We start from the raw sequence: 13,530 nt of genomic DNA on the forward strand, positions 1-13,530 counted from the left end.
GCTCTCCTTCGCCGACCAACCTCTCACCCGGCTATCCGTTTCAGCCCGCTCGGACAGCGCTCTAACTCGTCGAGTTCCCGTTCGGCGACATCCACAGCCGCCCGGGCCCCGACCTGCGCGCCCGCGAGATCGCCTCCATCGCGGCCCTGACCGCGCTGGGGAACGCGACGCCGCAGCTCGAGGTCCACCTCGCGGCAGGGCTCAATGTCGGGCTCAGACGCGTTGAGATCATCGAGATCCTGATGCAAACGGCGGTCAATGCCAGCGTCCCGGCCGCGCTGAACGGCCTCTTCGCCGCCAAGGAGGTCTCTCATCCTGACAAGGTCATCGATTTCGGCATCGGCTCGCGACCGACGAACCCGTGCACTCGCGAATAAGCGCGGATTGGCTTGCGGCGCAAGCAGGCCTAGAGTGTTGGCCCGTGGCATCCTCAAGGGTGTTGCTATGACCATAAACCTGTTGGTCTTCGCCGTAGCGCCGCTTCTCGTCGGGTTAACGGCAGCGGTCATTGTCCTCATCGCAGAACGCCGAGGTGAACGCGTTCCATAACGCCCAACGATGCTCACTGGCTCAGAGTGTCCCCTGCAAGCCACGAGGCACGTCACTTCTTGTCTGCCTGCTCGCTGAACAAGTTGCGGATCGCCTCCAACTGCACATGCTCGATGAAGTGGTCGCTGACATACGTTTCCCAGCGGGCTGCTGCGTCCTCAGCATCCGTGAGGGCGCGATCGGAAGCCGCGCTCATCAACGTGTCGCCATCAGGTCTTGATGTCGGACGTGAGGATAGGGATACAACGCTCCGGCAAACAACCCGAGAAAGTGTCAGAGGTATTCTCTGTACTGGACTTGGCTCACGCTGAAACGAACCGAAGCCATCAGGCTCTCCGGTGTCGGGTAGGCTGGGTCGCCCGGTGAGGCATGCTCTAGATATTTGTTCCACACGAATGCCGATGCTGCTCCTGATGCCGGCGCTGTGGCCCATGTGGAACATCGCGCCGTTGCATAAACCCGAGGTTTTGGAACGGGCCGTCAGGCTTGACCAACAGTGGAGGTGGATCGAACTGCGACGACGCACCATTCCGAAGACTTTCTTGAGGCTGCCTCGGCGTATGTCGATCCTGACGTCTCCAACCTGTTTTGGCTGACAGGTGCGCAGTTGGAGGTCATCACCGACCATCTTCCGCCTCCGGATCGACGATGACGCCGAGGTTGGCAAACGGCGTTGCAGGACGCCCGGTCGGAGTCGGAGGCAGCTGACGCTCAGCCGCCCCTTTACCTCTCGCCAAAATCCTCAGGGTGAACCGGCTCTCACCACTTGTAGCTCAGGCTCGCGACCACGCGGCGAGCATCGCCGTAAAAGCAGGCCGTGGTCGACTGGCACGACGAGACGAAGCGCCGATCTCCGATGTTCGTGGCGTTCACAGCGATGCGCCAGTTCTCCCAGTTGTAGTGTACCTGCGCGTCGAACAGAACGTAGTCCGAGACCTTCAGCGTGTTGGCGACGTCGGCAAAGGAGCTGCCGATGTAGCGCACGCCGCCGCCGAAGCCGAAGCCGCGCCACTCGCCCACGGGGATCGTGTAATCGAAGAAGGCCGAGGCGAAGGTCTCCGGGATGTTGGTCGGCGTGCGGCCGACCCGTGCCGGGTCGGCGTCCCGCGTGGTGACGAGGTCGTAGGTCGTGAAGGCCGCCACCGCGTTGAGCCCCTCCGCGAGGTTCACGGTGAGCTGGGCCTCGAAGCCCGTGGAACGCACGATGCCGGACTGGATGCTGAAGAAGGGGGAAGCCGGGTTCGGCACCAGCACACCCTGGCGCTGAATGTCGAAGCCTGCGAGCGTCAGGAAGTAGCCTTGTCCCGGCGGCTCGAACTTCACGCCGCCCTCGATCTGGTCGCCCGTCTCCGGTCGGAAGCCCTGGCCCGTGACATCGGTGCCGATCTGCGGCTGGAACGAGGTCGAGTAGCTGACATAGGGTGCCAGCCCAAAGTCGAAATTGTAGATCAGCGCCGTGCGGTAGGTGAGCGCGTTGTCGCTTCGGCCGTTGCTGGCGCTCGGAGTGAGCAGGTTGCGGATGCGGTTGTCGGCGAAGTCCTGACGCAGGCCGAGCACCAGGCTCAGCTGGTCCGTAAGCTTGATCTGGTCCTGCGCATAAAGGCCGAGCTGCTCGAAGGAGTTGGCGTTGATGAGGTAGGGCGAGGGCGTGGCGACGCGCAGGCCGGAAACCGGGAACAGGAGGTTGAGGTCTGGCCCCGGGAAGGTCGAGGCTTGGTTGTCGTGCAGGTTGTAGTTCTTGTAGTCGAGGCCGAGCAGCAGGTCGTGCCGGAAGAAGCCGTCGAAGAAGCGCGCCTCCGCCTGGTTGTCGACCTGGAACAGGGCCGCCCGCGCGCTGTCGCGGAACTGGTAGCGGGAGAGGCTCGTCTCCGCCGTGCCGGCCGTGTAGCCGTTGCCGATGTAGGAGTTTTGGAAGCTGTCCACGAAGGAGTAGCGGAGGTTCTGCCGGAAGGTCCAGGTCTCGTTGAAGGCGTGTTCGAATTCGTAGCCAGCGAGGGCCTGCTCGCGCCGGAAGGTGTTCAGGTTCGCATCACCCACGTTGAGCGAACGCGGGATGCGGAACCCCGACAGGTTCGGCCGCACGGTGCCGGAATAGGGCAAGAAGTTCGCGGTCACCGCAGCGTTGTCGTACTGGAAGCTCGTCAGGATGGTGAGCTTCGTTGCCCCGTCCGGCTTGTAGGTGATCGCCGGCGCGATGTAGCCGCGATCCTCCGGCGCGCCCTCGACCTGGTTGCCGCCCACGCGCCCGATGCCGGTGAGGCGGTAGAACCAGTGGCCGTCCGCGTCGGACGGGCCGCCGACGTCGAAGGCGGCGTAGCCGAAGCCGCCTTGTCCGAAGGCACCCCCGCCCACCTCGATGTAGCGCAGAGGGTCGAGCGGCGGGCGCTTGGTGACCTGGTTGATCAGGCCGCCCGGCGTGCCAGCGCCGAACAGCACGGCGGCAGGTCCGCGCAGCACCTCGATGCGCTCCAGGCCGAACGTGTCGGTCCGGAAATAGGCAAAGCCGTAGTTCAGGAGTTGCAGACCGTCGCGATAGAGGCCGTAATCGCTCGCCACGAAGCCGCGCAGGGTGAAGTAATCGAGCCGGGAATCCGCGCCGAACGTGCCGGAGTAAAGTCCCGGCACGTATTGCGTCGCCTGCGTGAGGGTCTGAGCCTTCTGCGCATCGATCTGCTGGCGACCGACGACGGAGATCGATTGCGGGGTTTCGATCAGGGGCGTGTTGGTCTTCGTCGCCGTGGCCGACCGCGTAGCGACGTAACCGTCAACCGGGCCCGTCGGGCTTTCGACGGCACGAACGGCACCGCCACCAAGGCCGCCAAGGCCATTGCCACGGCCGGTGCCCTCGACATTCAGTTCCTGGAGCTGAACGGTGGCTTCAGCTGGCGGGCTGGATACCCCACGACGGGGCGACGTTGCGTCCTGCGCAAAGGCCGCGACGGTCAGGCTCGCGAGAGACACGCCGGTCAGGGTGATCCGGGCGACGGCATTGCGACGCTGTTGAGAAAAGACCGAGTGAACTGTCCGCATGTGACTGCCCCAAATGCATACGCCAGCACCGTTCCGAAAGCGATCGGACCGTAGTTTATAGCAATCCTAAACTGCTGTTTATTCTGGCTTTTCTGCTTTCTCGCTACGGCCAAGCTGAGCTGCTTACAAGAGGTCGATTGTGGGCAAACCTCTCGTGTGACCGTTCTGCAACGAAGCTTGGCCACCTCCGACCGATGGCCTCGAAGCGCCAGCCAGCTGTCTAAACAGACAGGGCCCTTCCCAAGCAGGAATCAGGGTGCAAATCGGACCGACCCTTCTCGACAACTTGCAACAGTGAGGCTCGCGCCTTGTCCGCGGTCGACGACAGGCGAGGAAGACCAGCGCCGAGGCCTCCAGATAGATGAGGCGGACTGGCAGGTTGATGCGTTGCAGCAGGCCGACCTCGGCTAGATCCATGCCCCGGGACCTCAGGATCAGGAGTGCCCCACCGGAGAGAAGGCCGAGCGTAGCGCCGAAGGTCACGTAAAAAGGGAAGAGCGGCCCAGCGAGCGCATGCCGGCGAGGCTCTCGCTGATCCGTTTGTCGATCTGACCGCGGCAGATTCAGGCGTTTCGAGCGATGTTCATCGAACCGACTCGGCGATTGCTGTCGGATTGGGATTTAGAGAAACATGAAGATTTGTATAAAGCACACTCAGCCGTTTGTTATCAAAATAAGCAACGTCTTGTTCTAGATACTAACTCCGACTAATGCATAGGGCTGCCCAAGGCGATCGAGTTGGCCTGCCCCATTGCAAGCGACCGACGAAGCTATGCCATGAGGTTTGGAGCTGGATGGCCTCGAACGCCGAAGGTCAGACGACTTGGCAACGTTCTTACTCGTCCGAGCATCCCCCAAGCTTAGAAGCAATCCAGATTTGAAGTGTTCTAAGTGTGTGATTTCTAACACGTTTTCGACTTGCTTCATCATCCGCGAGCGGCGAAGAAATGGATATTGTGCCGCTCAAGGCACGTGTCAGCGTGCTCCATGTCCAACCGCTCCTCCCTTATCGTTCTGCTCCTTGCGACGACCGCCCTCACCGGGACCGCAGCCGCGCAGGAACCGAGCGTACGGCTCGACCAACTCTCGGTTGAAGGCACGGCGCCTGGACCTGCGGTAGGCAGTGGAGGCGGTGGCAACGTCAGCGGCGGAGATGGCGACACGGCAGCGACCAGTGGAGGCGGGGGCGGCCCATCGGGGATCACCGGCTACGTCGCCCGGGTTGCCACGGCCGCGACGAAGGCCAACACCCCGCTGATTGAGGCCCCGCAGTCGGTCTCCGTCGTCACCCGCGAGCAGCTCAACGACCGCAACGTCCAGACCTTCGCCGATGCCGTGGCCTACGTTCCGGGCGCCATCAGCGCAAGATCGGGCTTCGACCCGCGCTTCGACCAGATCTTCATCCGCGGCTTCGACGTGCTCACCAACCAGGGCATCTACCGCGATGGACTGCGTGTGATCGGCAGCGGCTTCGCCTACCCGAAGACAGAACCCTACGGCCTGGAGGCGGTCACCATCCTGCGCGGACCGGCGTCCGGCCTCTACGGCCTCGGTTCGCCCGGCGGCATCCTCGACGCGACGTCGAAGCGTCCGGTCTTCGTGCCGTTCGGCGAGGTGCAGTTCCAGGCCGGAAATTTCGACCGCTTCCAGGGTAACTTCGATGTCGGCGGTCCGGTCTCCGGCTCGGACGGGACCATGGCCTACCGCCTCACCGGCGTGCGGCGGGAGGCCGGCACCTTCATCGGCCTGGGCACGAACAACGACATGCTCAACATCGCCCCGGCCTTCACCTGGAAGCCGTCGGCCGATACCACGTTCACGTTCCTGAGCGAGTTCCAGATCACCAACACCCCGGCGAGCACGTTCTTCTTCAACGACCCGGGCTTCCGGGTGAGCAACTACTACATGGGCGATCCGCGCTTCGCGGGTCTCGACCAGACGCAGTATCGGGTCGGCTACGCCTTCGAGCACAAGTTCACGCCGGACCTGATCTTCCGCCAGAACTTCCGGCATTACGGCCTGTTCCTCAGCGCAAAGTACACGGACATCCTGTCCATCAACGACGAACGCACCATCGGCACGAGGGACAGCGGCTACCAGCGTAACGGCTTGGTGCAGCAGACGCTGGACAATCAGCTTGAGGCGCGCTTCGCGACCGGCCCCATCGCCCACACGGTGGTCGGGGGCGTCGACTACGCCCGATACAGCCTGACCACCCGCTTCGGCGCAGGCTTCGTCCCGGACCTGAACCTCGTCACGCGCAACTACGGCCAACAGTTCATCGCGACGCCGACGCTCGGGCCCAGTTCGCGCCAGACCCAGGACCAGATCGGCGTCTACCTGCAGGATCAGGCCAAGTTCGGCGACTTCATCCTGACCCTGAACGGGCGTCACGATTGGGTCTCGCAGGACAACTTGGCCACGCCCGACAGCGCGGTCTCACGCCAGGACAACACCGCCTTCACCGGCCGCGTGGGGTTGGGCTACGTCCTGGCCCCGGGCATCGTGCCCTACGCGAGCTACGCCACGACTTTCACGCCGCAGGTCGGCCTGGATCGGAACGGCCAAGCGTTCAAGCCGGCCACCGGCGACCAGATCGAGGCGGGGGTCAAATACCTGATCCCCGGCACCAACATCCAGGCCGCGTTCGCGGGCTTCGACATCACCCAGTCGAGCATCCTGGTGCCCGACGCAACCAACATTTCGTTCCAGACCGCTGCCGGCGCCGTGCGTTCGAAGGGCTTCGAGGCCGAGGCCACCGCCAACATCGCGCCGGGCACGAACCTGACGATTGCCTACACCCATGTCGACATTCGTTTCGTGAACTCGACCTCGTTCGCCGGCGAGTCCCTCAACGGGAACCGCGTCTCGGGCATCCCCGCGGACACTTACGCCTCGTTCCTGACCTACGCCTTCCCGCCGTCTTCCCCGCTGCGCGGCTTGCAGATCGGCGGCGGCATCCGCTTTATCGGCACGAGCTTCGCCGACGACCAGAACACGGTGCGCAACACGGCCGTCACGCTCTACGACGCACTGATCGCCTACGATTTTGCAGCCCTTGATCCAAAGTACAAGGGCTTCCGCGCGCAGATCAACGCCTACAATATCTTTGACCGTAACTACACAACCTGCTCTTTTGGCTTCTGCAACTACAACCAGCCGGCGACCGTCATCGGCAGCCTGATCTACCGGTGGTGACGGGTCCGCCTCTTGCTCCAGCTAAGAGATTCTAAATAGAGATTTTAAATCACGCTGCCACGATACAGCCTTGGCCGTGGATTGCTCCGAATGCTTCAGTCTATGTCCGCGTCGCTTGCGCCACGATCGGCGGCTTGAGGGTCCTCCGGATCCTGATCCGGCCGAAGGGTGAGCTTCCGGGTCTCTGCAGCTGCCCCGGCTTGTGGTCCAAGGCCCATGATTTCATTCCACTACAGCGGGCGCTGGGCTGGTCGATCGTCAGCGTTCCGCCGCCGCTCGAGTTCGAGATTGTGGCTCGCCGGCCGAGTGAGCCATGATCTGCGAGGGCGCCATCGCGACCGCGGGCCTCCCTGGCTTGCGCGTCGGCCCTGCAGTCAGCGCAGCTCGGGTAGACCAGCGGCGAGAGTGAGTGACGCGCCCAGCCTGCCACGGCCCCCATCTTCCAACGTCACTCGGCCCGCCCGGTACGCCGGCGTGGGCCTTTTCGTATGCTTCGCACAGAACTAAGCCTTGGCTCGCTGAGTTCATTCCGAAAAGGAGTGTCTCGTGCGATACGCTGTTTTCGCTGCCGCTCTCATCTGCTCGACGGGGCCGGCGTTTGCTCAATCCCAGAATGCCACGCCTTCTGCGCGAACCTTTGAGGACGCGAGACTGAACGTGCTTCGCGCGGCTCCTGAGCCGAAGCAGGCGAAAGATATCGACACCCTGCAGCTCGCTTCGGCGCAACGTGTGCGGGCTGCGTCGGTGCAGGAGAAGACAGAAGGCCTCTGGCAGTCGTGGACCACCTCCATCTGCGAAGGCTGCGGTGATACGCCGTCATATCGTAAGACGATCGAGAAGGACTTCTCCTCTCGGAAGAGCACTGCCGGTACGAACCCTGGTGCGGTTTCGGTGGCCTCCAGACAGCAGCCGGCACCGCGCGAGGCGATCTCGGAGCAATACGGGCGCCGGCTCTATTCCGATCTCTCGCCGGAAACGGTGGGCCAGATCAGGCGCATGCCGAGGCAGTGATGCCTGCAACGGCTTCAAGCGCGGCAGCCCACCCGGTTCACCGCGGCGGACTTTTCGTCCGCCGGGCGCTGGTACTCTAGACCGATGGTCAAATCGACCGATCTCGGATCCAATGTCGAGACGCGTGGGACTGTCGCGCTCGCAGCAGAATTCCGAGAGAATGCCTTCACAGCTTCGCGACGATTTCGCCAGGGCTTTCGGGACAGCCGCGGACTGCATCAAAGCATACACATCGGACGATGAGGATCTTACCGGCACGGTCTGACGCTGGATCGGCAGCCCCGCGCGGTTCATTGGCGCCAACCCGGACATTCGTGAGGCTCATCGGACATTGATGGAGCGGGTCGAAAAGGTGGCTGAGATCTGTACTGCTTCTGGCACCGTGAACCCGCAGTCTGTGACCAGGGCGCGACGCCATGCCTTGGCCGCCCTCGACGACCTGAAGGCCGCGATCTACGCGCACGGCCGCGCATCTGAGGCTGCGGACCGGGTCGGCATCGGCAAGCTTGGTGAGCCGATCTGAATGCGCGTCTATCCGCCCAGGCCGGCCGCGGCTGGCTCGATTATGGTGAAACAAGACAAACTCTGATCTCGCCTGCCTCCGGCGGCCTTCTCCTTCGCCTCGATCACACGGGGTACGTTATCCGGCTCAGTACGATTTGCTGCGTGAACTGCCTGTTAACTGATGCGTTCCTTCGGAGGGCGGCCCCTCCAACGTGGGTAAATCCGATGAAGCGCATTCTCTTGGCCTCGGCTGCAATGGCCGGCGCTCTTGCTATGGTCCCGGCAACTGCTGATGCGCGCGGCTTCGGAGGTGGCGGGTTCCGTGGCGGCGGAGGCTTCCACGGCGGTGGTGGTGGAATGCGTGGCGGCGGGTTCGCCGGCCGAGGCGGGGCATTCGCAGGCCGTGGCTACGCTGGGCGCGGGTTCGTGGGGGGCTATGGCCGCGGTGGCCGTGGCTATTACGGGCGCGGGCTAGGTTACGGCGCGCTCGGTGTGGGCCTTGGCCTTGGAGCGGGCTACGGCCTTGGTAGCTACTATGGCAACGATTGTGCCTATGGCTACGATGCCTACGGAAACTGCAACGGTTACTACGGCTACGGCTATTAAGACGTGGCCGCGGGATCAACGGCCCGCCCGGTTCGCCGCGGCGGGCATTTCGTGCGTTCCGCACCGGACCTATGATCGGTCTCGCCGACTCGTGATGTGGCATGGTGGGGTGGTCGGTGCACGAGGCCGACACGGCTCCGTCGGCTTCCCTGACCCCCCTCAGGTCGCTGACGGGGCCAACTTGCCCTAGCGCTCACCCCGCGGCCTGAGGCTTGGAGGTGCTTTGTGCGTTTGACGCTTCACATTTGTAGACGAACGCTGTTACCTTGAGCGTAGCCAATGCTGCATCGGGCTAAAGTCCGATTCGCTGACACTTGCCGCGCGAAGCCGTCAGTGATCGAATATACCGAGATGAACGCCTCAGCCCCGCAGCTTCATGGCTCGCGGGGCTTTTCGTTGGCAGAAACCGATGCGCAACCGCCCCTCGCTCCTGCGCACATTGGCTGAAGAACTCGTAGCATTCCTCCGCATGCCATCCCGTGAAGGCGATGCAATGGGGAAGTTGGGCACGGGCACGAACTGGAGTTCGGCTCAGAGCCGGAGGAGTGGAGGGCGGCCTCTGCTCTGACCTGACCGTCCGGGGTTGGACCGGGCTGATTGAGAAGGTCAGCCAGGACGAGGGCGGCCAGGATGACTGCGTCCACGGCGGTCAGCGGACCCTAACTCACGAGTTGATCGCTCAACGCTTCTCGCGCCGCGCGGGCCGTTCCAGGGCACAAGCGAATCCGAAACTTTGCTTCGGCTTCGTATGAATCAGAACCTATTACATAGAATGTTAATATGATTTGATCCGATCACACCGCTGCCGCGGACAGCTGCATTCCGGCAGATTGTCGATGCGAGGGATCGTGTTGCAAGAAATCCGACCTGTGCGCGAGCGCATCGTGGACGTTCTGTTGTTCCTTCTGTCGCAGACAGATCGGCCGTCACGGGATGATTGGCTTAGCGCCGTTGACGATCTTTTCGGTGACCTGAGCGAGGGCGAGAAGCGGCGTATGGCCGACGCGGGCATCGCGATGTTGGCCGCAGAGCGCGCAAGGTCGGCTCCGACGCTCAAGCTCATCCAGGGTGGCTGCGCCGCGGATGATCGAAACACGCGTGATCGCCCGAAGCGGCTGAGCCCTGCCGCTTATTGTCATGCCGCTGTCGGTGAAACCGTTCCTATGCTCAGCCCGGGTAGCAGCGGTGAGCGGGCGCGGTTGCCCGCCAAGGTGCGGCGGACATCCTGACCCGCCTCTCCGGCACGGGCCCAGGGGGCTCGGATGGCGTGCCAGCGGGTTCCCGTCGCGCCCTGCTGCGACGACGCGCTGGGGCCGGAGGGGAGCGACGGGTCTCGGTCATGCCGCCAAGCCAAGCCGGACGGGCGGCGGGTCGCTAGGGTGGCACAGGAGATGTTCGTACCGCCCTTCTCGTCTGATCGACGGCCCCTGCCTCGGCGGCTGTCAAAACTCCACACTTGAGTCCGTTTTCCGATCTCCCAAGCCATTGATGATGCCGGCCTAGGAGCGGATATTGGTGTCGGGCTCCGTCAACGGGTTCGTGCAGCGCATCCGCCTCGCTCTCCCTCCCTCCATGCGCGAAACCCTTCGAGCCCGTCGTCTGCCTCCAGGGCACGGTCGATGGCGCGCACGAACGCGTCGTTGCTCCTCGCAAGGCGCGCGAGTTCCTTCGCGGACTTTCCGATCAGATCGGCCGGGTCGCGCGTCGCCGCGATTCGACGGCGAACGACGCGAGGCGGATCGTGTGACGGCGCAGACCGCGTTATGGTCTGGTGCGGTCGAAATGTCCCGGCGCGCAAGTGCCTGCGGGCCTAGGAGAAGTTGGCTGGGGCGCCAGGATTCGAACCTGGGAATGGCGGTACCAAAAACCGCTGCCTTACCACTTGGCGACGCCCCAATGTGGCCGAGCGCTGTCTAGACGCGGTCGCGTTTCGAGGCAACAGGGTTGAGCGGTTTGCACAGCCGCGGCGAACAGGTCCGGGATGGAGGGGTGAGATGACGCAGCCGGTCGCGATCGTGACGGGGCCCGGATCGGGGGTCGGCCGGGCCGTGGCCCTGGGGCTCGGCGCCGCGGGCTATCGGGTGGTGCTCGCGGGGCGGCGGCGCGCTCCCCTGGAGACGGTGGCGACCGAGATCAGGGCGGCGACGAACGGGGCCGAGGCCCTCGCGGTCGAGACCGACATCGCCGACCCGGAGGCGGTGGAGCGCCTCTTCGCCCGGACCGCCGAGGCCTTCGGCCGTCTCGATCTGCTGGTCAACAATGCGGGCATCTTCACGCCTGGCGCTTCGATCGATGAGGTTCCGCTCGACGACTGGCACAGCGCGGTCGCGGTCAACCTCACGGGCGCGTTCCTGTGCACCCGCGCGGCGTTCCGGATCATGAAGGCGCAGGACCCGCGCGGGGGCCGGATCATCAACAACGGATCGATCTCCGCGCAGGTCCCGCGCCCCAACTCGGCGCCCTACACGGCGACGAAGCACGCGATCACCGGGCTCACCCGCGCGACCTCCCTCGACGGGCGCCCCTTCGACATCGCCTGCGGCCAGATCGACATCGGCAACGCCGAGACCGAAATGACCCGCACCTTCGCCCACGGCGCCCGGCAGGCCGACGGCTCGATCCAGGCCGAGCCCGTGATGGACGCGCGCCACGTGGCCGATGCCGTGGTGTACATGGCCGGGCTGCCGCTCTCGGCCAACGTCCAGTTCATGACCGTGATGGCGACGAAGATGCCCTTCATCGGCCGCGGCTGAGCCTCGGGCGGGCCCGTCGCGGTGCCGCGGCTTTTGCGCTTTGCCCACCTTGCGCCTACATAGCCTCGCGATGGCGCCCGGCCCCGGCCGGGCGCAGCGAATCCCTTGATCCCATCGCCTCAGACGATCGCCCCGGCCTGGGCGTGAGAGCCGTTGCCCGCCATGTTGATGCAGACCCAGAGCGATACCAGCCCTGCCACCGATCCGGTCGCCCGCCGGCGCACCTTCGCGATCATCTCGCACCCGGACGCCGGGAAGACCACGCTCACCGAGAAGCTGCTGCTGTTCGGGGGCGCGATCCAGCTCGCGGGCGAGGTCAAGGCCAAGCGCAACCGCGTCTCGACCCGCTCGGACTGGATGGGCATCGAGAAGGAGCGCGGCATCTCGGTCGTCACCTCGGTGATGACCTTCGAGTACGGTCCTTGCGTCTTCAACCTCCTCGACACGCCGGGCCACGAGGACTTCTCGGAGGACACCTACCGGACGCTCACGGCCGTCGATTCGGCCGTGATGGTGATCGATGCCGCCAAGGGCATCGAGGCGCGCACCCGCAAGTTGTTCGAGGTCTGCCGGCTGCGCGACATCCCGATCGTCACCTTCGTGAACAAGCTCGACCGCGAGGCACGCGATCCCTTCGAGCTCCTCGACGAGATCGAGAAGACGCTCGCCCTCGACGTGGCCCCGGTCACCTGGCCGATCGGCCGCGGCCGGAACTTCGCGGGGACCTACGAGCTCGGCGCGAACCGCGTGCGCCGGCTCGACGCCGCTGACGATGCCGGGACCGTGTCGGTATCGGGCCTCGACGATTCGCTGTTCGACGCCCTCCTGACCGAGACCGGCGAAGCCGCGAACTGGCGCGAGGAGGCGGAGCTCGCCGAGGGCGGGCTGAAGGCCTTCGACCTCGCGGCCTTCCGCGAGGGGCATCTCACGCCGGTCTTCTTCGGCTCGGCCCTGCGCAATTTCGGGGTGCGCGACCTGATCGACGGGCTCGCCCGGTTCGCGCCGCCGCCGCGCGGCCAGGATGCCGACAAGCGCCTCGTCGAGCCAACCGAGCCGCGCATGACCGGCTTCGTCTTCAAGATCCAGGCGAACATGGACCCGAACCACCGGGACCGCATCGCCTTCATGCGGGTCTGCTCGGGGCGCCTGAACCGGGGCATGAAGGCGCGCCTCGTGCGCACCGGCAAGCCGATCTCGCTCTCCGCACCGCAATTCTTCTTCGCGCAGGATCGCGCCATCGCGGACGAGGCCTTCGCGGGCGACGTCGTCGGCATCCCGAACCACGGCACCCTGCGCATCGGCGACACCCTGACCGAGGGCGAGGACATCCTGTTCCGCGGCGTGCCGAGCTTCGCGCCGGAGATCCTGCGCCGCATCAAGCTCACCGACGCCATGAAGGCCAAGAAGCTGCGCGAGGCGCTGCAGCAGATGGGCGAGGAGGGCGTGGTGCAGCTGTTCCTGCCCCAGGACGGGTCCGGGGCGATCGTCGGCGTCGTCGGCGCGCTCCAGCTCGACGTTCTCAAGGAGCGGCTGCTGGCCGAGTACGGCCTGCCGATCGACTACGACACCACGCGCTTCTCGGTCTGCCGCTGGGTTTCATCCGATTCCGAGGCCGAGCTCGACACGTTCATCGGCAGCCACGGCTCGGCGATGGCGAGCGACCTCGACGGTGCGCCGGTCTTCATGGCGACGACGGCGTTCTCGCTCCGGTACGAGGAGGAGCGCTATCCGGAGATCCGCTTCACCGACGTGAAGGACTACCAGAAGCGCGCGGCCTGACAGGCGGCACGGCTCTGTCACGGCGACGGGGCCGAAGACCGGGCGACATCGCCGCCCGGAGCCCCTATCTTGACCTATCCCGCTCTCGGCGCCTGCCAGT

At 64.8% G+C, this 13,530-nt stretch carries 8 protein-coding genes, 1 tRNA gene and 1 pseudogene; 7 read left to right on the top strand and 3 right to left on the bottom strand.

Annotated features, from left to right (window positions below; translation table 11 throughout):
* Positions 1-65: 65 nt before the first annotated feature.
* A pseudogene (locus F6X51_RS08945) lies at positions 66-377 on the top strand (carboxymuconolactone decarboxylase family protein); the annotation flags it as partial.
* 224 nt (positions 378-601) lie between these two features.
* Here F6X51_RS08945 and F6X51_RS27785 read toward each other — a convergent pair.
* Both F6X51_RS27785 and F6X51_RS08950 read right to left on the bottom strand, forming a co-directional pair.
* A complete protein-coding gene (locus F6X51_RS27785) occupies positions 602-745 on the bottom strand; it encodes a hypothetical protein (RefSeq protein WP_191970056.1) in 144 nt (47 codons plus the stop codon).
* A 563-nt stretch (positions 746-1,308) separates the two neighbouring features.
* Positions 1,309-3,579, bottom strand: a complete 2,271-nt coding sequence (locus F6X51_RS08950) for a TonB-dependent siderophore receptor (protein ID WP_150962900.1) — start codon at positions 3,577-3,579, stop codon at positions 1,309-1,311.
* A 987-nt stretch (positions 3,580-4,566) separates the two neighbouring features.
* Here F6X51_RS08950 and F6X51_RS08960 point away from each other — a divergent pair.
* The 4 genes from F6X51_RS08960 (at position 4,567) to F6X51_RS08980 (ending at position 10,127) form a co-directional block, all read left to right on the top strand.
* On the top strand, positions 4,567-6,777 hold the full coding sequence (locus F6X51_RS08960; protein ID WP_150962901.1) for a TonB-dependent siderophore receptor: 2,211 nt from the start codon (positions 4,567-4,569) through the stop codon (positions 6,775-6,777).
* Positions 6,778-7,323: 546 nt separating this feature from the next.
* The gene (locus F6X51_RS08965) at positions 7,324-7,788 is read left to right on the top strand and encodes a hypothetical protein (protein WP_150962902.1); all 465 of its coding nucleotides are present in this window, start codon (positions 7,324-7,326) and stop codon (positions 7,786-7,788) included.
* 334 nt (positions 7,789-8,122) lie between these two features.
* On the top strand, positions 8,123-8,311 hold the full coding sequence (locus F6X51_RS08970; protein ID WP_150962903.1) for a hypothetical protein: 189 nt from the start codon (positions 8,123-8,125) through the stop codon (positions 8,309-8,311).
* A 1,456-nt stretch (positions 8,312-9,767) separates the two neighbouring features.
* A complete protein-coding gene (locus tag F6X51_RS08980; RefSeq protein WP_150962905.1) occupies positions 9,768-10,127 on the top strand; it encodes a hypothetical protein in 360 nt (119 codons plus the stop codon).
* Positions 10,128-10,719: 592 nt separating this feature from the next.
* On the opposite strand, the gene F6X51_RS08985 is transcribed toward F6X51_RS08980, so the two are convergent.
* Positions 10,720-10,794, bottom strand: a tRNA-Gln gene (locus F6X51_RS08985).
* A gap of 98 nt (positions 10,795-10,892) precedes the next feature.
* Here F6X51_RS08985 and F6X51_RS08990 point away from each other — a divergent pair.
* Together F6X51_RS08990 and F6X51_RS08995 are read left to right on the top strand one after the other, a co-directional pair.
* On the top strand, positions 10,893-11,651 hold the full coding sequence (locus tag F6X51_RS08990; protein WP_150962906.1) for an SDR family oxidoreductase: 759 nt from the start codon (positions 10,893-10,895) through the stop codon (positions 11,649-11,651).
* 162 nt (positions 11,652-11,813) lie between these two features.
* Positions 11,814-13,430, top strand: a complete 1,617-nt coding sequence (locus F6X51_RS08995) for a peptide chain release factor 3 (RefSeq protein ID WP_150962907.1) — start codon at positions 11,814-11,816, stop codon at positions 13,428-13,430.
* Positions 13,431-13,530 lie beyond the last annotated feature (100 nt).

It is taken from the genome of Methylobacterium planeticum (assembly GCF_008806345.1).
Lineage (GTDB): Bacteria > Pseudomonadota > Alphaproteobacteria > Rhizobiales > Beijerinckiaceae > Methylobacterium > Methylobacterium planeticum.

Bases quoted from the DNA above. Each gene is read 5' to 3' on its own strand.
- F6X51_RS27785 (WP_191970056.1), bottom strand. From the start codon at position 745: ATGAGCGCGGCTTCCGATCGCGCCCTCACGGATGCTGAGGACGCAGCA.
- F6X51_RS08950 (WP_150962900.1), bottom strand. From the start codon at position 3,579: ATGCGGACAGTTCACTCGGTCTTTTCTCAACAGCGTCGCAATGCCGTC.
- F6X51_RS08960 (WP_150962901.1), top strand. From the start codon at position 4,567: ATGTCCAACCGCTCCTCCCTTATCGTTCTGCTCCTTGCGACGACCGCC.
- F6X51_RS08970 (WP_150962903.1), top strand. From the start codon at position 8,123: ATGGAGCGGGTCGAAAAGGTGGCTGAGATCTGTACTGCTTCTGGCACC.
- F6X51_RS08990 (WP_150962906.1), top strand. From the start codon at position 10,893: ATGACGCAGCCGGTCGCGATCGTGACGGGGCCCGGATCGGGGGTCGGC.
- F6X51_RS08995 (WP_150962907.1), top strand. From the start codon at position 11,814: ATGTTGATGCAGACCCAGAGCGATACCAGCCCTGCCACCGATCCGGTC.